This window comes from Levilactobacillus hammesii DSM 16381, assembly GCF_001434395.1.
GTDB lineage: Bacteria > Bacillota > Bacilli > Lactobacillales > Lactobacillaceae > Levilactobacillus > Levilactobacillus hammesii.
In genome coordinates this window covers 187,928-210,477 of record NZ_AZFS01000060.1, presented here as the reverse complement: position 1 = coordinate 210,477, position 22,550 = coordinate 187,928, and the positions used below count along the sequence as shown (strand labels likewise).

Here is a 22,550-nt window from a genome sequence, read left to right as displayed (position 1 = left end):
ATGGTTATCCTCCTTGGTTGCTCTAGTTCAAGTCAGCTAAGAAACTGTGACCAGCATCGTTACCAGCCACGCCAAAGTTATCCAACACAGTGGCTCCGAAGTCCGAGAATGGTGACCGAATACCCAGGCTACCCCCTTGCTTGAAGCTTGGTGAGTAAGCCAACAGTGGGACAAATTCACGGGTGTGGTCCGTCCCCGTATAGGTTGGGTCGTTCCCATGATCGGCGGTAATCATTAACAGATCGTCATCGTGCATGTTGGCCATCACCGTTCCCAGCCGTTGGTCAAAGTCCATCAGGGCTTGGCCGAAGCCTTTAGGATTCCGCCGGTGACCGTACATCGCATCGAAATCAACCAAGTTAATGAAGCAAAATCCCGTGAAGTCTTCTTGCATCACATGGTCAACGTGGTCCATCCCGTCCATGTTACTTTCGTTATGGTAGCCTTCGTCGATCCCGTGTCCGGAGAAGATATCGTTGATCTTACCAACGCCAACCACGTGAACACCAGCGGCTTGGAGACGATCCATATCGGTCTCGTCAGTGGGTTCCAACGTAAAGTCCCGCCGGTTAGCCGTCCGCGTAAAGTGTTCCGCATCCGGTCCCACGTATGGCCGAGCGATAACCCGTCCAATTAGGTTTTCCGGACCGTTGACCAATGAACGTGCGTATTCACAAATCTTGTAAAGCTCATCGAGTGGAATAATATCTTCGTGAGCCGCAATCTGTAAGACGGAATCACCAGACGTATAAACAATCAAATCGCCCTTAGCCATCTGTTGTTCACCCAACTCGGCAATAATCTTGGTGCCGGATTCGGGCCGGTTACCAATGATCTTCCGCCCAGAAAACGTTTCCAATTTCTTTAATAAATCAGCTGGGAAGCCATTTGGATAGGTACTCAGGGCCTTACGTACGGGCAAACCCATCATTTCCCAGTGACCATCCATGGAATCCTTACCGGCAGAGATTTCTTGCATCTTTCCGTAGTAAGCCTTGGGTGCGTCAGTTACGGGAACACCTTCGATGGGTGTATCCCGGAGATTGGATATCCCCAATTTAGCCAGGTTCGGTAAGGCTAGCTTGCCCGCGTAGTAATGACCCACGTGACCCAGGGTATCAGCCCCCTCGTCACCGTAGTTCACAGAGTCCGGTGCGGCCCCCGTCCCGACAGAATCCATAACTAAACCGAAAATTCGTTTGAACTTCATATCCGTATCCCCACTTTCACTCACTTAATTTTAGTAACCTGACTTCGTCCCAGTAGCTTCGCCCGTTAAGATGGCAACCGTTGCACTGACACCTAAACGACTGGCACCGGCATCAATCATAGCTAAGGCTTCGTCCTTGCTGTGAATTCCACCGGAAGCCTTAACGCCTAAGCGATCGCCCACAGTTTCACGCATTAATTTAACGTCATCGATCTTAGCACCTGCAGTTGAGAACCCAGTTGACGTCTTGACGAAATCGGCACCGGCTTGTTCACTCAACTTGCAAGCCCGGATAATTTCTTCGTTATTCAACAGGCAAGTTTCCAAGATAACTTTCAGCAATTTGCCTTTGGTATGAACGGCTTCAGCCAAAGCCAAGATATCCTTGCCAACCTTATCGTTGTTACCGGACTTCAATTCACCAACGTTGATAACCATGTCGATTTCTTCGGCACCGTCATCGATGGCCTTGTTGGCTTCAAAGACTTCGCTATCAGTAGCCATAGCGCCTAGTGGGAATCCAACAACGGCGATTGGGTTAACGTCGCTGTCCTTCAATTGCTCAGCAACGAACGGAATCCAGTAAGAGTTAACACAGACAGATGCCGTGTCAAATTGCTTGGCTTCGTCACAAGTTTGTTTGATGCTGGCTTCAGTGGCGTCGGCCTTTAAGTTAGTGTGGTCCATGTATTTTGCTAATTGTGCAGTCGTTAATGTCATTGTATGAAACCCCTTTCATTTATCACAATTAGCATAACGGATTCGTGCACGTTTGTAAAGTAGAAATTTGAAATTATGTTCAGCAACCCCGTTGATTGTGTTACCTTGAACAAGTAATTTTGTCCTTTTCAGTAAACCGGTTTACGTGTTGAAAGCAAGATTTCATTAGCGTGTCGCGTGTGCAAAATTACGTCAAGTCATTAAGATTACTAATTTTAAGTAAGCCGTTGTTTATTCGAAATTTTGTATAAAATCAATTGTTTTAGGTTCAATTTGGGGAGACGTATTCGTCAGTCCATCCCAAAATCGTCAGCTGTTTATTCCGTTCCCCTTAAACCCAGATTGCTAAAATCGGCCCTTGGGAGGGTAACCTCTCCTGTACAAAAAACGCGGTCACCTTAACGGCAACCGCGTATCTTGACTTTACTTTTTCACTAAAACCGTGACACTTTCCACGTGAGGCGTTTGTGGGAATTGATCAACGGGTTGGATCGGCCCGTCGATAGCGTAACCCAATTCTTGGAACCGCGCCACGTCACGAACCAACGTTGCCGGGTTGCAGCTCACGTAGACAACCTTCTTAGGCGCCATCTTAGCAGTCGCGTCGATCAGGCTTTCAGCCAGACCCTTACGTGGGGGATCAACCACCACAACATCGGGCTTCAGGCCGGCTTCCTGCCACTTGGCCATTTGCGTTTCGGCCTTATCAACCTCGAAGGTCACGTTGCTCAAATGATTCTTTTGGGCATTAACCTTGGCGTCTTCGATCGCTTCAGGGACAATATCAACCCCATAGACCTGCTTAGCATGCTTGGCCAAAGCCAATGAAATCGTCCCGATCCCACAGTAAGCATCGATAACGGTCTCTTTGCCGGTCAAGCCAGCCTTGTCGATAGCCATCTGGTAGAGCTTTTCCGTCTGTTGTGGGTTCACTTGGTAGAATGACCGCGCCGAAATGGCGAAGGTCAACCCTAACAGGCTATCCTCAATCGTAGGCTTGCCGTACAGCGTCCGCGTGACGTTCCCCATGATGACATTCGTCTTCTTGGCATTCACGTTCAGAACGATGCTCGTGACTTCTGGTAAGGCCTGGTGAATTTGATCAACCAATTGGGCTTGACTTGGCATTTTTTGCGTCCGGCTGATTAAAACAATCATCATTTCATGACTGTAGTAGCCCCGCCGAACCATGATGTTCCGAATGACACCCTTGTCATTGATTTCGTTGTAAGCAGGAATTTCAAACTGACGCAGAATGTCGCGAACCTTTACAATCGCAGCGTCGATGGCTGGATCTTGAATGTAAAAGTCCGTCAATGGGATCAGCTCATGGCTGTGTTGCCGGTAGAAGCCCGTTTCCAACTGCCCCTTGATCATCCGAACGGGCACTTGGGCCTTGTTCCGATACTGGGTAGGATTGTCCATCCCTAAAGTTGGTGCGACTTCAACGTCTTGATGATCCTTGCTGAACAATTCCGCAATCTGATGCTGCTTGAACTTCAATTGGGCTGGGTAAGCCAAGTGTTGAAGTGGCGCAATCCCCGTTTGCCGGTAAGTCTTGTCAACATCCTTCACGCGGTCAGGTGATTCGGTCTTCCAGGTGATTGCCCGGGCAAAACCGTAATGGCTTTGCACCTTGGTGACCTGGATAGTTAATTCTTCACCAGGTAAGGCGTTTTCGATAAATAATGGGAAGTCATCGACTTTAGCGACACCCATCCCCTGATAAGTTAAATCGGCGATGGTCACGTCGAGACGTTCATTCTTTGCTACTGGTGCTTTAGTTTTCATGTGTACTCCTTAATGAGAAAGGGATTTTGCCCCAAAAGTCCGTGCAAAATCCCTCAGTATCTTAATCTTCCGTTTCACGTTCCCCATCAGGCAAGCTTTCAACCTGCTTAACGAAGCGCTGTTCTGCTTCCAGAACTTCCGGTGATTCACTCGTCACCGCTGAATCCGGAATGGCATCTAGGTTGGCATACATCTCGATGTGTTGTCCCAAGTTACGGAACTTCATCGGTGCGTCACCACCATATTCACCATCCAGATTAATCATCATCCGCTCCTCGACTGGCTTGGCAATCACCTTGCTGGTCTTCTTGTAGATAATGTGTGGATCGTTGATGTGCTTGCCCCCGTTCAGAACCAGCCCCATCAGCCGCAAAATTTCCGGCATGCTGGCGGTCTTCACGATGATCATGGTGAACTTTCCGTCATCCAAGGCAGCGTCGGGCACAATCTGCTCGAAGCCCCCGATGGAATTGGTTAACGCCAGAAGAAACATGGACGCTTTACCACGGAAATGGCCACCATCGTAGGTCAAGTCCATATCAATGGGTTTGATCCGTGGCAACAATTCGGCACCCTTTAACAGGTATGCCAGGTAGCCAAAGATGGATTTCAAGTTGGATGGGACGTCGTAAGTTAACTCCGTCAGTAGTCCCCCACCGGCAATGTTAATAAAATACGTTTCGCCCGCCTGACCAATGTCCATCTTAATCGTTTGGTCCTTCAATACAACCTTCGCTGCCGCCAACGGATCTTCGCGCGGGATGTGTAAAGCCCGGGCATAATCATTCGTGGTACCGGCAGGAATAATGGCCATTTTAGGACGATGTGGTAATCCAGCAATCCCGTTAACCACCTGATTGATTGTCCCATCACCCCCAGCAGCCACGATCAACTCGAACCCGGCTTTCGCCACGCGAGTTGCTTCGTTTTGTGCCGAATTAGGGTCGGCTGTCGTTGCAAAGGCACTCGTTTCGTACCCCGCCTGTTCAAACACCGCTAGAATGTCAATCAGGTCTTTCTTCAGGGCTTCACGACCTGAAGTTGGATTATAAATGACCCGTGCCCGTTTACGCATGATGTGCCTCCATTGCTCTATTGCTGTAATGCTGCCATTAACAATTTGTTAACGACTTGCGGGTTAGCTTGCCCGTGCGTTTGCTTCATGATTTGACCAACCAAGAACCCAACGGCCCGTTTCTTACCATTGTTAAAGTCCTCGATGGATTGCGGGTTAGCCTGCAAAACATCATCGATGATTGGTTGTAACTTGGCAGGATCTGACAGTTGAACCAGACCATGCTTTTCAACGAAGGCCTTAGGTTCCTCACCATTCGTGATGGCCTTGAAGACCTTCTTCGCCATCTTGCTAGAAATGGTACCGTCAGAGATCAGGTTGATCATCCCGGCCAAGTTGGCTGGGGTCAGCTTCGTTGCCTGAAGATCAACGTGATTGTCGTTCAGGTAGGCGTTAACGTCCCCTTGTAGGTAGTTAGCGGCCATCTTAGGATCGGCCTTCAACGCAACCGTGGCGTCGAAGAAGTCGGACATTTCCTTGGTCTGCGTGATGACCATGGCGTCATAATCCGTCAAGCCAAGGTCGTTAACGTAACGTTCCCGCCGCTTGGTTGGCATTTCTGGCATGGCATCGCCCAGTTCCTTGATCCAGTCATCGCTGATGTTCAAGGCAGGAAGATCTGGTTCTGGGAAGTACCGGTAGTCATCGGCGCCGGCCTTGACCCGCATGAGGATCGTTTCACCGGTCTTTTCATCGAAGCGCCGGGTTTCTTGTTGAACGGCGCCCCCGGACATCAAGACCTGTTGCTGCCGCTTTTCTTCATACTCCAACCCACGTTGCACGTAGTTAAAGGAGTTCAAGTTCTTCAGCTCAGTCTTCGTCCCAAACTTTTCTTGGCCCACAGGACGAACGGAAATGTTAACGTCGACCCGCATGGACCCTTCTTCCATCTTCACATCAGAGATCCCGGTAAATTGAATCCGTTGACGTAAGGCTTCCAAGTAAGCGTAGGCTTCGGCTGGTGACGCAATGTCTGGCTTCGACACAATTTCAATCAGCGGTGTCCCTTGCCGGTTTAAATCGACATAGGAATAGTCGCGTTCGTGGGTGTTCTTCCCGGCATCTTCTTCAATGTGCATTTCGGAGATCCCAATCTTCTTCTTCACACCATCAACGTCGACTTCAACCCAACCATCATGGCCAATGGGCTTGTCAGATTGGGTAATCTGGTAAGCCTTAGGGTTATCTGGATAGAAATAGTTCTTCCGATCGAAGTGCGTGTGCTGCTCGACCGTCGCGTGTAAGGCCAGTGCAGCAATGATCCCATCCGCAACAACCCCTTTGTTCGTCGTTGGCAGTACCCCAGGGTACCCCCAATCGATGACGTTGGTGTTGGCGTTAGGATCAGCCCCGTAAGCTACGGGGGATGGGCTAAAGATCTTTGAATTGGTCTTCAACTCAATATGGACTTCCAGTCCAATCGTCGTTTCAAAGTTCATTAGTTTTGACCTCCTAACGTTGGAACTTGTAAATGAAAGTCTGTATTCTGTTCGAAGACGTAACCCGCCTTGTACAGCGTGCTTTCATCGAATGGCCGACCGATCAATTGCATCCCGACTGGCAGGTTGTTACTGAAGCCAGCAGGCAATGAAAGGCCTGGTAATCCTGCCAAGTTCACAGGAATCGTTAAGATATCATTCATGTACATCGTAATTGGATCTTGGATTTCGGCACCCAAGTCAAAGGCTGGCGTTGGGGCTACAGGACCCATGATAAAGTCATGATCCTTTAAGACAGCCTTAAAGTCATTGATAATGACCGTCCGTACCTTAGCAGCCTTTAAGAAGTAGGCATCGTAAAACCCAGCGGATAAGGAGAACGTTCCCAACATAATCCGGCGCTTAACTTCGTCGCCAAAGCCTTCGGAACGGGACTTCACGTAAACATCTTCCAGGTTCTTAACGTCCTGTGCCCGGTAACCATAACGAATTCCATCGAACCGTTGTAAGTTAGAAGAGGCTTCGGAGGACGCAATGATGTAGTAAGCAGCGACCCCATACTTGTTGTGTGGTAGGGAAACTTCGTCAACCGTGGCACCTAACTTGCGGTAAGTGTCAGCAGCGGCCAAGATGGCGTTCTTGACGTCATCATCAACCCCTTCTGCAAGGAATTCTTTAGGTAACCCAATCCGTAAGCCCTTCACACTAGCGGCATCGTTTAAGTCACCGGCAAAGTTAGGAACGGCTTGCGTTGAGCTCGTCAAATCGTGGTCATCATGACCTGCGATGGCGCTCAAGATGGTGGCGTTATCCTTAACGCCACGGGTCAAAGGTCCAATTTGGTCCAAACTGGACCCAAAGGCAATCAGGCCCCACCGTGAAACACGACCGTAAGTCGGCTTCATCCCCACAACGCCGTTAAAGGAAGCGGGTTGACGAATCGAACCACCGGTATCGGTTCCCAAGGCAGCCACGACTTGACCAGAGGCAACTGCGGCAGCAGAACCACCTGATGACCCACCAGGAACCTTGGTTTGATCCCAAGCATTCTTGGTTTGTTTGAAGGCAGACGTTTCCGTAGAACCACCCATGGCGAATTCGTCCAGGTTAGTCTTCCCGACCGTCACCATTTGTGCGGCAGCCAACTTTTCCGTCGCCGTTGCATCATAGACTGGCTTGAAATTAGCCAAGATCTTGGAAGCGGCCGTGGTCGTCAAATCCTTGGTAACGATGTTGTCCTTAATAGCCACCGGAATACCGGCTAAGGGCTGATCATCCTTGATACCAGCCGCATCAATCTTAGTGGCTTGGTCTAAGGCAGCCTCTTCATTTAAGGCAAGAAAGGCATCAATCTTAGGATCGGTGGCCTTGATGTTGTCGAAAGTTGCCTGCGTCAATTCCTTAGAACTGATTTTTTTAGCCACCAAATCGGCGTGAAGACTGGCGAGATCCTGTTTGAAATAATTCATCTGTTAGTTATCCTCGCTTTCATCAATGATGGCTGGCACCTTAATGAAGCCACGAGCGGCATCTGGTGCATTTTTAAGTAGCGCATGACTCTGTCCCCAGTCATCGGCGACATCTTCGCGCATTACGTTTAATTGATCAGAAACACTGCTTGTTGCTTCAACACCGTCAGTATCAACTTCGCTGAGCGTTTCAAAAAGGCCAATAATGTCATCAAGTTGGGGCGTAAAAGCATCCAACTGGGCATCCGTAAATTCAAGTTTTGCCAGTCCGGCAACGTGTTGAACTTGGTCTCGATTAATTCGATTAGCCATCAATATCCCTCTTTCTAATTTATCCGCATTCACCGTTCATCCCCATTTTTCAGAAGATAAACACACAATAACATTCTACCATATATCCGCGAAGCTCCAAAGATTCTGAGGGGAAAATCATGCTTTTTCCGAGATAGTTTTCTGCTTACTCCGCAAATGAAAAAGCCCCGGTCGCACTGAGCTTTCCTACACAGCTTCATTTAAGTCCCAAGCTGCTGCGCATTTCCCCTAATTTCAAAAAAGATGATAACTACTGAAAGCCCATGATAACAGTTAGGATACCGCATTACAACTCATTTCGCCCTAAGTTGTCACCGGACTGTTTAAAACGATCGCTTAACCACTCTACAAATGAACCATCGGTCTGGCAGCCAACCGTTAGGCTCTAACAAAAAAGTTGTGGGAACTACTCGCGATAACGCGGCGTTCCCACAACTTTGATGATTACTTAATTTAAATTTTAATAGCTGTTAAAGACGTGACTCGTGAACTTCTTGGACCCCGATGTCCGGGACAGGAAGCTCTGAACACCATCAGTCGAGGAAACGGTAATATCAATCGGTACACCAGATGGCAGATACTTTTGAGCCGCCGTTTGGAGATATTGCGTAAAGCTAATAATTTCCGTTTGACTGTAGAACTGAATCGTAATGTTGACGTGCATCCCTTGTAAATTCTTACCGTTGTACCGGGCCTGCGCCGTCACACCACTCAAGTTAGGGAAGAAGTTTTCAACCTGTGTCTTGAAGTTGGTGAAGGAACTCTCATCATTACTGTTAGGACTACTTGACCCACTTTCAGTTGGGAAGACATAGTTCTTATCACCCAACGGCGTCCAGCTCTTCACACTCGTCGCGCCGGCCTTATTGTTGGAATAAGCCATGAACGTACCGCCCACTAAACTATCGTTAGAAGCTTGGCGATAGACCGCAATGACGATCGGAACATTCTTGAGTGCGGACTTTTTACGCAATCGTTGTAAGACCGTATTGGCAGCCTTTTTGGCATAGGCTTCGCCAGCCGCTTTACTGATCTTCGTTTCGTAAGTTGCCCCATACTGAGTCTTCTTGTAGTAGTCGACCGAGTTAACGGCAATCCCAATCGTAACCCCACTCAGAGATAACTTACTATTCTTCTGCGTCATGTAATCTTGTTCCTCTAACGCCTGAATGTAGACCGGATTTCGCTTGGTTGGCGAAGTTGAGCCATTACTCGTGGGGTTCAACCCATCTGGATTAGACTTGGATTTACGATCCAACCAATTCTGAACGGTCGACGTATTGAGATATTGCCCTTCTTGGAAGACATACTTTTTAGTTGAGAAGACCTTCTTAGACACACTCAGCATACCATTTTCAAAACTCTTTAAATTGTAAGTGTTACCGGAGTCTTGACTATTGGTGACCCCGCGTGACTTACTGGTTTGATAATGGCCACTCTTAATGACCCCTTCGTAGTCCCCGTCCGTAGTCTGCCCCGTCAACTGGGTACCACCAGACTTGCTGCTTCCGGAACCGGAAGACATGCTAGAACTACTTAAATTCCCACACGCAGCCAAAAATAATGGAACCGCGGCCAACGCGATAAAAGTTCGTAACCGTTTCACGACTTGTTTCCTCCTAAAGGTCATCATTTGTTCTCATTCATTGCCGCCATCAGCTGAGCCTCGTCCCAAATGGGAACATTCAAGCTCTGTGCCTTGGTGAGTTTGCTACCGGCCGCTTCTCCCGCAATGAGGAGATCCGTCTTCTTTGATACGGAACCCGTAACCGTTGCACCGTGTTGTTCCAGCCAAGCCGTCGCATCTGGTCGGGTCAATTGCTGTAACTTCCCGGTGAGAACGACCCGTTGCCCAGCAAACTGGCCCTCTGGATCAACGGGAGCAGTGGTGCCACTCGTATAGGTCAGGTTGACCCCAAGATCGGCAAGTTCCTGCATCAAATCCCGGACTTGATCACTGCTAAAGTATGTGACCACACTGTCAGCAATAATGCCGCCAATCGTATCAATGGCAGCAATCGTCTCGCTATCGGCAGCCATCAGACTGTCGAGATCACCAAATTCCGCGGCAATGGACCGTGCCGCTTTAGCACCCACGTGACGAATACCCAAGCCAAATAGCAAACGTTCTAATGAATTATTGCGACTATTATCGATTGCTGTCAAGAGGTTTTGGGCTGACTTCTCCCCAAATTTATCTAAAGTTAATAATTGGTCCGCCGTCAGTCGATATAAACTGGCCACATTGGTCACTAATTTTCGATCAAATAACTGTGCCACAATCTGTGGCCCGAGCCCGGCAATGTTCATCGCATTTCGCGAGGCAAAATGATTCATGCCCTCTGCAAGCTGGGCTGGACAATTCGGATTAATACACCGTAGTGCCACTTCTTCATCCAAATGAACCAGTTCGGCACCACAGGAAGGACAAGCCGTTGGAATCGGATAAGGCTCGGTATCGGCCGGTCGTTTGGCCGCCACGTACTGCGAAATCTCTGGAATGATATCCCCCGCTTTGTGTAAGAGGACCGTATCTCCCAACCGAATATCCTTGGCCTCCAGATAGTCCGGATTATGCAACGAGGCTCGTGCCACCGTGCTGCCGGCTAAAGCCACCGGTTCCATAACGGCCGTTGGGGTCACAATCCCCGTCCGTCCCACGGTCCACTCGATATCGAGAATCTTAGTCTGAACTTCTTCGGGCGGGAATTTGTAGGCGATTGCCCACCGGGGAACCTTAACCGTTGCCCCTAATTCACGCTGCAGAGGCAATGAATTGGCTTTGATGACAATCCCATCAATGCCATAGGGCAAGTCCGCACGCTTGGCTTGATACTGCTCAATATAGGCCCCCACTTCAGCCATATTATGGGCCACCTGATAGGTGGGATTAGTCGTAAAGCCCAATTCAGCCAGCTCGTCTAGCAGTCCACTCTGGCTCCGCGTATTGAGCGGCTCATAGTCGGCAATATTGTACATAAAGGTTGCCAGCTGACGATCTGCCGTCACCTGTACATCCAGTTGTCGTAGAGACCCCGCCGCCGCATTACGCGGATTGGCAAATGGCGCCTTCCCCGCCGCCTCACGCCGTTCATTTAACGCCAGAAAAGCGGCCTTGGGCATGTAGCATTCACCCCGAACGTCAATGGTTAATGGCCGACTTAGTGTTTGTGGAATCGAGGTGATTGTCTTCAGATTAGCGGTAATGTCCTCACCAATCTGACCATTACCCCGTGTTGATCCCTGAACAAACTCACCATTTTCATAACGCAAGGAGATGGCCAAACCATCAATCTTCAATTCACAATTATAGTCAAAATCTTCATCCACATTGGTGCGAAGACGCTCGTCGAATTCCCCCAATTCTTCTAGAGAAAAGACATCGCCTAGCGACAGCATCGGAATATCATGGGTTACCTTAGGTAGATCACCACGCGTGGTCCCACCAACACGCTGGGTGGGTGAGTCTGGCGTTACAAGGTTAGGAAAAGCTGCTTCCAAAGCAACTAACCGCGCATAGGCTCGGTCATAGACATCATCTTCCACGGCCGGCGCATCGGCGTCATAATATTGTTTCCCCCACTTCGTCAGTTGGGGCCGCAGTTCGGCAGCTTCCGTCGCCGCCTGCTCTTCCGTTAAAGTATTAATGGGCTTATCAGTCATGTTAACCTCCCACGTTAGCTTAATTATTCAACTCGTTTAATTGGTGCAAAGGCGGCTAATAGTCGCTTAACACCCTGTTCTGGAAAGGCGATGTCAAGCTCGGCATCTTCACCAGTCCCGCTAACCTTAACCACGGTCCCAGTTCCCCACTTCTTGTGACTGGCCTTATCACCAATGCTCCAGGCAACCTTGCCGGCACCGGTTCCGGTAGGCTCGGTAATTCGTCCGGTCTTCCCATGATAGGGTTGTGCCACAGCACTGGCTGTCCGCCGGGCAAATGGCACATCACGTCGACTCGGTGTCAAACCGGCTTTGCTTTCACTGTAATCTAAATGCAACAGCTCTGGCGCAATTTCGGTAACGAATCGTGATTCTGGATTATTCTGCCGCCGCCCATACAACATCCGTGAATAAGCGTTGGTCAGGTACAGCTTTTGTTGGGCCCGGGTAATCCCCACGTACGCTAACCGTCGTTCTTCCTCTAGCTGATCATCTTCAAGTAAGGCCCGCGACAGAGGGAAGATCCCCTCTTCCAAGCCCATCAAGAAGATAACTGGGAATTCCAAGCCTTTGGCAGCGTGTAAGGTCATCAGCGTCACTTCAGCGGGTTCCTCTTCAACGTCATCTTGCGCTGAAACCAACGCCAAGTCGGCTAAGAACTCAACGAGACGATCGTCATTTTCATCATGGTCTTCATTGTCCCAACCATCATCAAATTTTTGCGTAACGGATAGGAATTCCTCGATGTTTTCAATACGGGTCTCAGCTTCAAGCGACTTAGATGCCTTGAGGGCAGCCATGTAACCGGTCTGATCCAGTAATTGACTCGTAATGTCAGACACCGTTGCCGTCGCTGCCGCATCTTGAACCGCCTTGATCGTTAACCCAAACTTCTCCATCGCATTGCGAATCCGAGCGCCCAAGTTAGTGGCCAGACTCACGTTTTGCGTTGCCTCTAACTCAGTCCACCCATTAAAATCAGCAAAGTCTCGTAACTTGGTCAGACTGGTAGCACCGATTCCCCGCTTAGGTTCATTGATAATCCGTTCCAAACTCATGGAATCCGCGGGATTGGCGATCAGGGTGAGATAAGCCAACACATCCCGAATTTCTTTCCGGTCGTAGAACTTGTGGCCACCGACCATGGTATAAGGGATATTCGCCTTAACGAGCGTTTCTTCAATCACCCGTGATTGGGCGTTGGTCCGATACAGAATCGCAAAATCACCGTAATCATGATGATTTTGTTCCCGTTCTTCTTGAATCTTGGCCACAACGTAGTGTGCTTCATCGTTTTCATTTTGACCGCGGTAATAGGAAATCGGATCTCCCTCTGGATTTTCCGTCCAGAGATCCTTCTTCTTCCGGTTAACGTTACGCTGAATAACGTCATTAGCTGCCTTCAAAATCGTCTTCGTTGACCGGTAATTTTGTTCCAGCAAGGTCACGTGAGCATCCGGATAGTCATGCTCAAAGTTGAGGATGTTTTCCATGTTGGCGCCTCGCCAACCATAGATACTCTGATCCCCATCCCCAACCACGCAGAGATTGTGGTATTTTTTAGCCAGCATGTTCACCAACATATACTGTGCATCGTTGGTATCCTGATATTCATCCACGTGAATGTACTGGAACTTATCTTGATAATGCCCCAATACATCCTGATTGTCTTTAAATAATTTAATGGTCAGCATGATAAGGTCATCGAAGTCCATCGCCTGATTGGCCTGTAACTGCCGCTGGTAACTCTCATAAACGTCAGCAACCGTCGTTTCGAATGGGTTGCCGGCCGCTTCACGCATCATGGCCGGTGTCTGCAGGGCATTCTTCGCATTAGAAATGGCACCCAGCACGGAACGGGGGTCGAACTTTTTCACATCCAAGTTCTGTTCCTGTAAGACCCGTTTGATCAGCGTCCGTTGTTCACCCGTATCGGCAATCGTAAATGCCCGGTTATACCCTAATTTATCGGCATCCCGTCGTAAGATCCGCACACACAAAGCATGGAACGTGGAGACCCAGACATCGTTGCCATCGGGACCGAGTAACTTGGCCACCCGTTCACGCATTTCCTTAGCGGCCTTATTGGTAAAGGTAATCGCTAAGATCCGCCATGGCATGACGTTATTGTGCTCAATCAAGTAGGCCACTCGGTGGGTTAAGACCCGCGTCTTACCACTCCCGGCGCCCGCCAATACAAGAAGGGGTCCCTCGGTCTGAAGGACGGCCTCCGTTTGTTTATCATTCATGCCAGTTAACAATTCTTCTCCTGCCACCGTGAACACAATCCTCTCTGTAGTTAGTCCTGACTATTATAGCAAAATTCCAAGTCTTTCGACACTGCCCCCGCCAAAATCAACGCGTCCTATTCGGTCTTTCCTTGAGACTGACACGCGCCGGATATCCGCGAGTATCCTGGCATTGATGTCGATCACATTCTTATTTTCAGCCAGCAAGCAACCAGTTTCTCTATAATTGGGTAACTCATCGCTATTCAGCTATCGTCTCGGAAACAAGATGGCACATTTACGTACACACGTTCCCCTTTTTCAATCCTTCACTATTCTATCAAAAGTTGTTGAGGGCGCCTACCCCTTTGCCCCATTTTTCAAAAACTCTTATTACTTCGCTTATAAGCCGGCCGCTGATTTGGGGCCAAAATGACAAAAACTGCACTGCCCCCAAAACTCATTTTTAGGGCAATGCAGTCAGTTCATGTTATTTCTATCTAATCTTGATTATTCGACGTTGGTTCGGATGGAGCTTCTGGCGCAACCGCACCCGTTGACCAGATTCCCGTATCGTCTAACTGATCCAGGATTGGTTTGATGCTGTCGCCTTGAACCGCAATGTGGCCCATCACATCATCGGCCTCTTGATGCTTCAAGTGGTAGAACGTGAAGTCCCAGTTAGCTTTTAGCTGCCACTGTGTCTGCATGGCTGGTAATTGAGCTGTGGTAAACGCTGCGGTCACGGCCGGCGTCAAAATGTGTGCTGACGCCAAGGGTAAACCGGCGATGGCCCGCAAATGCTGATCGAACTCCGTCAAGTTAGCGGCCGCGTCAAAGACGTACCCCGTTTCGCTTGGTGCTGGCACAATCTTCTTCACGTAAATGGCCCCACTACTGGTGAGGTAGAAGGAAACTTCGAAGACACCCACGTAGTTTACATGCTTGGTGACCTCGGTGGCAATCCGTTGAATTTCTCCGGCAACCGCATCATCAACCTGCGCGGGAACCCAGGTCCGAACCGGTCGATCGTTAACCGATTGCGTTTCCGTAATTGGAAATGCCTGTCCGTTCCCTTCCTGATCACGGGCAACGATGATGGAATACTCCCGGTCGTAAGCAATCTGGGATTCCAAAATGTACGTCCCCCAGTCCAACAACCCAGCAGCCTTCGCAATATCTGTTTGCGTTTTAATCACCAGTTCTCGTCCCCGAGACCATTCCTTTTGAATGGGTTTCAGCACACAAGGATAACCGATTGAATTAATCGACTGGTACACATCGTCCAAGTTAATGATGGTGGCGTATGGGGCAATATTGACGTTCAGCTGTTCAAAAAACGCCCGCTCTAACAGTCGATCTTGCATCATTTCGAGCATGTCTGATCCCTGAGGTATCCGCGTATACTGGGCCAAAAACTTCACAACGCTCGTGCTGACCTGGTCGGAATCGTATACAATAGCGGCACAACTCTCCGCAAAGTGCTGTAGTTTATCGCTATCCTTATTACTACCGACTGCTTTAAAATCTGCTAATTGCAATGCCTCACTGGTTTCATCGGCACCGTATGCGCCAACTCGTAATCCCATCTTCCGGGCGGTCGTTACTAACATCGCCGCATTTGCGCTGTTCCCAATCACCCCAATGGTATCTCCAGGATATAAGACCGTGTTCGCCAATTTGCTCCCTACTTTCTAACTCAGAATTTGAATGGTTCCGATCGCTTGCTATTATGCTTCACCATTTATTTTAAAGTTTGCGTGGTGAATAAACAAGCGAGGTGTTTAGTTAATCTTCTGCGAATGTAACCGTGTTATTCTCGAAGGCAGCGATGCTTGCGAGAGCTTCCAATTGGATGCCCGCATCGATGACCATCTTATGACCTTTTTGGAATCGTTTTTCAATGACGACACCCACACCGGCAACCTCAATCTGCGCCGTTCTGGCAATATCAAGTAACCCCTGAACGGCTTGACCATTAGCGAGAAAATCGTCAATAATCAAAACACGGTCATCCGGGTTCAGGAAACGCCGGTCAATGGAAATGTCATTATTAACTTGTTTGGTGTATGAAAATACCTTTGCCGTGTACAGATGATCCGTTAACGTCAAGCTCTTGTGCTTCCGAGCGAAGATCACCGGTACCTGCAAGTGCAACCCTGTCATGACAGCAGGCGCAATTCCTGAGGATTCCACCGTTAAAATCTTCGTGATGCCAGCGTCGGCAAAACGACGGGCAAACTCAGCGCCCAATTGATCCATCAGTTGCGGATCAACTTGGTGATTCAAAAAGTTATCGACCTTTAAGACGTTTCCGGGTAATACCGTTCCGTCTTGACGAATTCGGTCTTCTAAAAGTTTCATGACAACGCGGCCTCCATTAGTTATTTTATGTTGGGAACATCGCCAGTAGCAAGCTGACCAAACCATAGCGTCTTCCTGCCATGACAAGCACCCAACCGATTTGTTTATATTTTACCTGATTAACGCTTAAAATAACAACGGTCCTCGCCGACATTTACCAAGGCTTAACCAATCCATAAGCCCAGCAATTCCGCTAACACCGTCGTCAAGGCTAGAATGGCAAGGTTTCGTACTGCCAAAATAAAAGTTTGTTTTTTAACCTGAATCCGGAAAAAAGCGACCACATTTTTAGTGATTAGTGGGATACTGATTAAGGACAGAAGCGACCACCCGGGGAGATCACCAATGACAACACTCGCTATCAATGAGAGATACCCGACCACATAGAAGCTGGCAAAGAGCCATAGAGACCGCTGCTTGCCTAAGTAGTAAACGATGGTCTTGCGCTCTAGGTCAAGGTCTTCCTTGGCGTCACAGATGTTATTAGCCAGCAATAAGGCGGCAATCGCCATCACGGCAATTCCCGACGCGAGTAATACCCGTGCTAGGAGTTCCCCCGTAAACAAACCAGTCTGGTATAAGTTCAAGTAAACGGTAATCAGCATGATGAGATAGCCCATGGTGAAGCCAGCAAAGAACTCCCCCGTTGGCGTTCCAGACAAGGGGTGTGGGCCACCCGCGTAGAGATAGCCAACTAGAAAGCAGAATACCCCCATCACCAGCAGTGGCCAACCGGTAACCCAAACGAGGTACAAGCCAATCACGCCCGCAATCACCGCAAAGCTCGCCATTAGTGCAAATACTCGGGTAACCTTGAGATGCTGAACCCCGATGATATTGGTTTTTTTCTTCCACTCCGCAGCCTGATTTCCCGCCTTGGTGTAATCCTGATAGTTGTCGTTAATATCAACGGCCATGTTAAACAACAGCATGGCCATAAAAAACAGCGCCGTGACCGACCAATTGAGCTGATGAAAGTTCGCCTGAACAAAGATTAACCCCAATAGAAACGGCCACACTGAAGCAATTTTTGCTTTAATTTCTACTAATTCTAAAAAGACATCCCGTGTCAAAGTAATCCCCCCGAAAATGAATTCTAATTAGATGATAACCTTTATTTGACAACGTTTCCACATGTCGGTAAGATAAATTTTAACGTACATATAGTGAGGTGCAGTATGGATCGACAACTTTGGCGGCAATTTCCCCAGGTGGAACCGCAACTCGTCGCGCTACAAGACTACTTGTTAGCCGCGGTCCAGTTAGATAACCAACCCATCCACAGTAAAATATTAGCTTTGTTGAACGCCGGCGGTAAGCTTTTACGCCCCGGTTACTTTTATTTATTCTCCGCATTTGGCAACCAAGCCACTCCCGAACAGCTTCGCGCTGGCGCAGCGGCCCTGGAAATTCTGCATGTGGGAACCCTGATTCACGATGATGTCATTGATGAGTCGCCGACGCGTCGGGGCGTTCGCACGATTCAAATGAAGTATGGTCAACGAAATGCCATCTACGCCGGTGATTTTATGTTTACGGCCTACTTCAATCAGGTCCTCAAGTCCACCGCCGATCGTGATCTGATTCAAAATCACATCGACGCCATGCATCGCATTCTTCAAGGGGAGCTCAGCCAAATGGCCTTGAACTACCAAGAGAACGTCAGCATTGACGCTTATTTGAACGAAATCGCAGGTAAGACGGCCGAACTGTTCGCCCTTAGTTGTTACCAAGGCGCTAAATTAGCTGCGGCGCCGCACGAGGTCACCGCCGTGGCACGTGAGATTGGCCTGGCCATCGGGAGCGCCTACCAGATTCTGGACGATATTCTAGATTATGCGGGTGATCCCAAAAAGACACGCAAGCCCATCCTAGAAGATTTGCGGTCAGGTGTATACTCCTTGCCCTTAATTCTAGCCATTCCTCAGGCGCCACGAGACTTTCACCGGTTGCTTAAGAAGAAACAGGACATGACCACCGCAGACATCGCTGCCGTCCAAGCACTGGTGGCCCAACATGCCGGTGTGTCAGCGTCCCGCCAACTTGCAAGTCGGCTTACGAATCAGGCCTTGACACGCATCGCCCAATTGCCAGCGGGTCAGGCCAGGGACGATCTCACGAAATTAACGGAGATGTTATTGCGCCGCGACCATTAGCGGGAATATGGTATTCACTATACCGAAGTTTTCCCTGGAAGTCGCGAGCGACCTCGTGCGATCGTATTTAGCCATTGAGCTAACGATAGGCCTAATCATTTAGAGCATCAAAGAAGCCTCATTTGTCAAAGCCGTCGGTCAATTCCGACGGCTTTTTTCGTGCAGACACCCCAACCAATCGATGCCGTTTGACAACCAGACTATCATTGCATTTAACTACTTAATGGCTAAATACGATCGTAGACCCCTTCGCTTGCGAATATGGAAGCCATTCCGTATCATGACAGTTGAGCCCAGCACATAAGCAAAAATGTCCGCTTTCAACGAATCAATTAAGATGAACATCACTAGCCAATCTACACCTAATGAATCAACCATCCAACAAATATATTGAGCAGCCTACCAGCATGAAACACACATTCTTTCTGTACGACCAGATAAAAGCACACCCCTTAGAATACTCGGTTAAGGGCTAAAAGCTGGACTCTATCCATGCTTCACAGGCAACAAAAAATCCTCTGGACAACCCACCAGAGGATTTTTTAAACAGATTTTAGCGAACACACGTTCAGATAGAATGTTCCATTTTTGTTGCTTACCGGCCACGATCCAAGTTATACAACGACTGGAAACGCGGATTTTCACGATACAGTTGTGCTGGCGTTCCTTGCATGTCAAAGTGACCATCCTCAATGAACCGCACCTGATCGACATGATTAATGCCCGCCAAATGATGGGTGACCCAAATAATGGTCTTATCCTTAAGAACGTCAAACACCGTGTCCAGCAAGTGCTGCTCGGTGATGGGGTCCAGACTGACCGTGGGTTCATCCAAGATGATAATTGGTGCATCCTGCAGGAGAATTCGTGCCAACGACAGCCGCTGCCGTTCTCCTCCAGAGAAGCGACTTCCCGCTTCCTGAACCTGCGTCTGATACCCTGCTGGTAGACGCGTAATCAGGTCATCTAGTTCCACCGCTTTAACCACCGCCATAACCTCTTCATCAGTTGCGTTCAAGTTACCCAAGCGGACGTTGTTCATCACGGTCGTATTGAAGAGATAGGGTTGCTGATCCAAGACACCGAAGAGCTCTGCACGCTGATCTTGAAGCCGTGCGACCGGTTCGCCATTCAGTGTAATCTGGCCACTCGTTGGCGTCTCATCTCCCAAAATGAGTTTTAGCAACGTGCTTTTCCCGGTACCACTGGGACCCAACAACGCCAATTTTTCACCCGGATGAAGTGTCAGCGATAAATCATCAATAACCTCACGCTCTGCACCAGGATACGTAAACTTCACGTGATCAATCTGTAATTCGTCAAGTTTCCCAATTCGAGCCTGTTGCACCTGCTCCGGCTCATGCTCGTCCAGACGATTAACCCGTTTGATGGAATCTTGATAAACGGGCCACTCACTGACCCCCTGACTCATGTCGGCAAAGGGCTCAACCGTTGGAAATAGGGCCAAGCCGAAGGCAGCGACCCAGTTGGCTTCCGCTTGATTGTGCGTGAACATCACACCCGCCCACCACACAATCAGAATGACCGCTGCGCCAAAGATAAATTGAATCACAAAGTTACGCCACCACTGAAAATGATGATCGGACCGGCGCAACGAGGCAATCTGATCAATGGGTGCGTCCTGTTGGGCCAAGAAGTCTTGACGACGCCCGGAAATCAGCCAGTCACCTAACCCCAGCACGGCATCCGTCAACTGCGTATAAAATGTCCGCTGAACCTGCCGCGCTTGGAACTCCCGGCGACCATTGACCGTCACTGATAGTAAAGGCATCACAATCACAATAACCCCCAGCAATACCAGCATTAACAGGCCAAATGCCCAATTAAAGTAACCAATACCAATGACCACAAATAGGTACAGTAACCAGCCAATGACCAATGGAAAGACTGTCCGCAAATACAAATTCTCAATGTGGTCAATGTCCTCGGCCAAAATGCTTAAGACATCCCCCGTTTGATGGGTCTGACGAATGGCGACAGCCTGCTTTTCCACGGCCTCATAGAGACGCTTCCGAAAATCAGAAACGATGCGTAGCACCCAATTGTGACTGGTCAGCCGCTCTGCATAGCGGAAAGCTGGCCGGCCAATCCCAAAGGCCCGTGCTAAAACGATCGGGACATAGATCATCAAAATATTATAGGGATGCGTCGCCGCACGACTAATCAGATAGCCCGAGTTAAACATCAGTGCCCCGCCACAGAAGAAGGTCATAAAGCCCAGAAATAGAACTAACGCTAATAGTTTTTTATAGCGCCGCAGATAAGGCATGACCCAATGATCGTGTTTAAATGTCGCAAAGAACCCCTTCATTTGACCGTCGCCCCTTCCATTTCAGACCGTAAGCGAACATATGCCCCACCCTGTTGCTGAAGCTCAGCGGGGGTCCCCTGTTGGACAATTTCACCGTGATCCATGACTAAAATATAATCCATTTCATTCATCCAGTGTAGACGGTGGGTCGCGAAGAAGACCAGATGGTGATCAAAGACGGGTAACATCGTCTTCTTTAGCTCAACTTCGGTCTCAATGTCCAAATGTGCGGTGGGTTCATCGAATAGCAGAATCCGCCGCGAGTCATCTAGAAAGGCCCGTGCTAAGGCAATTCGCTGGGCTTGACCGCCACTAACGCCTCGTGCCCCTTCACCAATTGGTGTATTCAGGCCATCTGGCAGGGTTGCAATCCAATCAGTCAATCCCGCCTTTGCTGCAGCCGCCGTTACATCGGCATCATTCGCCGCTGGTGCATAAAAGGCTAAATTGTCTCGCAAGCTGGCATGAAACAAGTATGGTGCCTGCGGAATATAGACAAAACTATGTTGCCACGCCCGTTGATCCAGATGAGGGACGGTCGTGCCGCGCACCTCAATTTTTCCATCATCCGGGCTGAGAAAACCACCCAGCGTATTAATTAAGGTTGATTTCCCAGAACCGGACGCGCCAATAATCCCAATCTTTTGAAAGCCCTGAACGTTAAAGTTGATGTCTTTCAACGTCGGTGTCTGCTTGTCCCCGTAGCTGACCTCAACATGAGTGAACTTAATCGTGTCCTTAGCCTGCCAAACGGGTTCCCGCGATGCCAATAGGTCCCGATCAGTTGGTGTCTGCCGTTGCAAGATATCCAACACCGCCGTCAACGCATTTTTACCATTCAACGTTGCGTGATAATCATTGGCAAAGTTGCGAATGGGGGCAAAATAATCCGGCGCTAGCGTCAGGATGATCAGCGCTGGCAACAACTGAATCGTATTATTCATCAATCCAAAGCCCAAGAAAACCGCAATGATCGCAATCGATAAGGTCGTGAAGAAATCCAACGCAAACGTGGACGTCATGGCAATGGTCAACGTCGACATGGTTTTCTTCCGGTAGTCTTCACTCACCTGATAGACGTTATTGGCATAGGTTTTATTCAACCCTAATTGTTTCAACGTCGGCAAGCCCCGTAAGGTATCGACAAAGTGATTCGATAACCGTTGATAGCCGGCATACTGACGGTCGGCCTTGGCCTGAGCCGCCAGTCCTAGAATAATCATGAAAAAGATAATCAACGGATAGATTGCCAGGAGAAACAAGGCTTCCTTCCATTGGATTAGGGCTATGTAAATCAAGACAATCCAGGGGGTTAACGACAGATCCAATACCTTACCAATAATCAGCATTAAGTAGGTTTGAATTTTGTCGATTCCTTCCAGTCCCATTGTCACCACATTGCCCGTTCCCTTCTGGGCAACAACACTGGGACCCAGATCAAATAGTTTAGCCATGAACTGCTTCCGCAAGGTCTTCGTGGTCTTTTCAACAAAGGGATACAACAGCCAATTTTTCGCCAGCGTCAGTAGATGACGGGCCAAAAAAACGATGGCAAATAACGCCAGGGGCAGCACAATCGTCCGCACCGATTTGAGCCGCCAGAGATTCACGATGGCAATGGATAAGTACTTTGCCTGAAAAATAATCATAAATGCTTGCACGAACGTCAGCACGGCCATGATCGCCATGGCTGGCTTAACGCCCGGAAACTTAAAAACACGTTGGTCAATCAAAATAACGCCCCCTCAACAAGTAAGTCTTATTGCTATGATACAGCTTTCATCGTTATTT

At 48.9% G+C, this 22,550-nt stretch carries 16 protein-coding genes; 1 reads left to right on the top strand and 15 read right to left on the bottom strand.

All coding sequences use genetic code 11. The features are described from left to right. Positions 1-22: 22 nt before the first annotated feature. The 13 genes from FD28_RS08720 to FD28_RS08660 form a co-directional block, all read right to left on the bottom strand. Entirely contained in the window at positions 23-1,210 is a 1,188-nt protein-coding gene (locus FD28_RS08720; RefSeq protein WP_057734625.1) for a phosphopentomutase, read from the bottom strand. Between the two features lie 30 nt (positions 1,211-1,240). After that, entirely contained in the window at positions 1,241-1,930 is a 690-nt protein-coding gene (deoC, locus tag FD28_RS08715; protein WP_057734624.1) for a deoxyribose-phosphate aldolase, read from the bottom strand. A gap of 423 nt (positions 1,931-2,353) precedes the next feature. Further along, positions 2,354-3,721, bottom strand: coding sequence for a 23S rRNA (uracil(1939)-C(5))-methyltransferase RlmD (gene rlmD / locus FD28_RS08710; protein WP_057734622.1), 1,368 nt, complete (start codon positions 3,719-3,721; stop codon positions 2,354-2,356). Between the two features lie 61 nt (positions 3,722-3,782). Then, positions 3,783-4,796 carry a diacylglycerol kinase gene (locus FD28_RS08705; RefSeq protein ID WP_057734620.1) on the bottom strand — a complete coding sequence of 338 codons (1,014 nt, stop codon included), beginning with the start codon at positions 4,794-4,796 and terminating at the stop codon, positions 3,783-3,785. 17 nt (positions 4,797-4,813) lie between these two features. Then, positions 4,814-6,235 (bottom strand): Asp-tRNA(Asn)/Glu-tRNA(Gln) amidotransferase subunit GatB, encoded by a 1,422-nt coding sequence (gatB, locus tag FD28_RS08700; protein ID WP_057734619.1) that lies wholly within the window; start codon positions 6,233-6,235, stop codon positions 4,814-4,816. Continuing rightward, a complete protein-coding gene (gene gatA / locus FD28_RS08695) occupies positions 6,235-7,704 on the bottom strand; it encodes an Asp-tRNA(Asn)/Glu-tRNA(Gln) amidotransferase subunit GatA (protein ID WP_057734616.1) in 1,470 nt (489 codons plus the stop codon). The genes gatB and gatA overlap by 1 nt, the downstream gene beginning before the upstream one ends. Positions 7,705-7,707: 3 nt before the next feature. After that, positions 7,708-8,016, bottom strand: coding sequence for an Asp-tRNA(Asn)/Glu-tRNA(Gln) amidotransferase subunit GatC (gatC, locus tag FD28_RS08690; protein ID WP_057734614.1), 309 nt, complete (start codon positions 8,014-8,016; stop codon positions 7,708-7,710). 460 nt (positions 8,017-8,476) lie between these two features. Next, complete coding sequence (locus FD28_RS08685; protein WP_057734612.1) at positions 8,477-9,646, bottom strand: CamS family sex pheromone protein; 1,170 nt, start codon at positions 9,644-9,646, stop codon at positions 8,477-8,479. Next, a complete protein-coding gene (gene ligA, locus FD28_RS08680; RefSeq protein WP_057734610.1) occupies positions 9,646-11,679 on the bottom strand; it encodes an NAD-dependent DNA ligase LigA in 2,034 nt (677 codons plus the stop codon). The genes FD28_RS08685 and ligA overlap by 1 nt, the downstream gene beginning before the upstream one ends. A gap of 23 nt (positions 11,680-11,702) precedes the next feature. Then, a complete protein-coding gene (gene pcrA, locus FD28_RS08675; RefSeq protein ID WP_057734608.1) occupies positions 11,703-13,955 on the bottom strand; it encodes a DNA helicase PcrA in 2,253 nt (750 codons plus the stop codon). A 452-nt stretch (positions 13,956-14,407) separates the two neighbouring features. Then, entirely contained in the window at positions 14,408-15,586 is a 1,179-nt protein-coding gene (locus FD28_RS08670) for an ATP-grasp domain-containing protein (RefSeq protein ID WP_057734606.1), read from the bottom strand. Positions 15,587-15,695: 109 nt separating this feature from the next. Beyond that, positions 15,696-16,271 carry a xanthine phosphoribosyltransferase gene (locus tag FD28_RS08665; protein WP_057734604.1) on the bottom strand — a complete coding sequence of 192 codons (576 nt, stop codon included), beginning with the start codon at positions 16,269-16,271 and terminating at the stop codon, positions 15,696-15,698. Positions 16,272-16,435: 164 nt separating this feature from the next. Next, on the bottom strand, positions 16,436-17,344 hold the full coding sequence (locus tag FD28_RS08660) for a 1,4-dihydroxy-2-naphthoate polyprenyltransferase (RefSeq protein WP_057734602.1): 909 nt from the start codon (positions 17,342-17,344) through the stop codon (positions 16,436-16,438). Positions 17,345-17,449: 105 nt separating this feature from the next. On the opposite strand from FD28_RS08660, the gene FD28_RS08655 reads away from it, so the two are divergent. Then, positions 17,450-18,427 carry a polyprenyl synthetase family protein gene (locus FD28_RS08655; RefSeq protein ID WP_057734600.1) on the top strand — a complete coding sequence of 326 codons (978 nt, stop codon included), beginning with the start codon at positions 17,450-17,452 and terminating at the stop codon, positions 18,425-18,427. A 595-nt stretch (positions 18,428-19,022) separates the two neighbouring features. On the opposite strand, the gene cydC is transcribed toward FD28_RS08655, so the two are convergent. Continuing rightward, positions 19,023-20,759: a thiol reductant ABC exporter subunit CydC gene (cydC, locus tag FD28_RS08650; protein WP_057734598.1), complete on the bottom strand. Its 1,737-nt coding sequence runs from the start codon at positions 20,757-20,759 to the stop codon at positions 19,023-19,025. Further along, complete coding sequence (gene cydD / locus FD28_RS08645) at positions 20,756-22,492, bottom strand: thiol reductant ABC exporter subunit CydD (protein ID WP_057734595.1); 1,737 nt, start codon at positions 22,490-22,492, stop codon at positions 20,756-20,758. The genes cydC and cydD overlap by 4 nt, the downstream gene beginning before the upstream one ends. Positions 22,493-22,550: the final 58 nt, after the last annotated feature.

Coding starts and splice junctions, on each gene's coding strand:
- FD28_RS08720 (WP_057734625.1), bottom strand. CDS start 1,210: ATGAAGTTCAAACGAATTTTCGGTTTAGTTATGGATTCTGTCGGGACG.
- deoC (WP_057734624.1), bottom strand. CDS start 1,930: ATGACATTAACGACTGCACAATTAGCAAAATACATGGACCACACTAAC.
- rlmD (WP_057734622.1), bottom strand. CDS start 3,721: ATGAAAACTAAAGCACCAGTAGCAAAGAATGAACGTCTCGACGTGACC.
- FD28_RS08705 (WP_057734620.1), bottom strand. CDS start 4,796: ATGCGTAAACGGGCACGGGTCATTTATAATCCAACTTCAGGTCGTGAA.
- gatB (WP_057734619.1), bottom strand. CDS start 6,235: ATGAACTTTGAAACGACGATTGGACTGGAAGTCCATATTGAGTTGAAG.
- gatA (WP_057734616.1), bottom strand. CDS start 7,704: ATGAATTATTTCAAACAGGATCTCGCCAGTCTTCACGCCGATTTGGTG.
- gatC (WP_057734614.1), bottom strand. CDS start 8,016: ATGGCTAATCGAATTAATCGAGACCAAGTTCAACACGTTGCCGGACTG.
- FD28_RS08685 (WP_057734612.1), bottom strand. CDS start 9,646: ATGACCTTTAGGAGGAAACAAGTCGTGAAACGGTTACGAACTTTTATC.
- ligA (WP_057734610.1), bottom strand. CDS start 11,679: ATGACTGATAAGCCCATTAATACTTTAACGGAAGAGCAGGCGGCGACG.
- FD28_RS08665 (WP_057734604.1), bottom strand. CDS start 16,271: ATGAAACTTTTAGAAGACCGAATTCGTCAAGACGGAACGGTATTACCC.
- FD28_RS08655 (WP_057734600.1), top strand. CDS start 17,450: ATGGATCGACAACTTTGGCGGCAATTTCCCCAGGTGGAACCGCAACTC.
- cydC (WP_057734598.1), bottom strand. CDS start 20,759: ATGAAGGGGTTCTTTGCGACATTTAAACACGATCATTGGGTCATGCCT.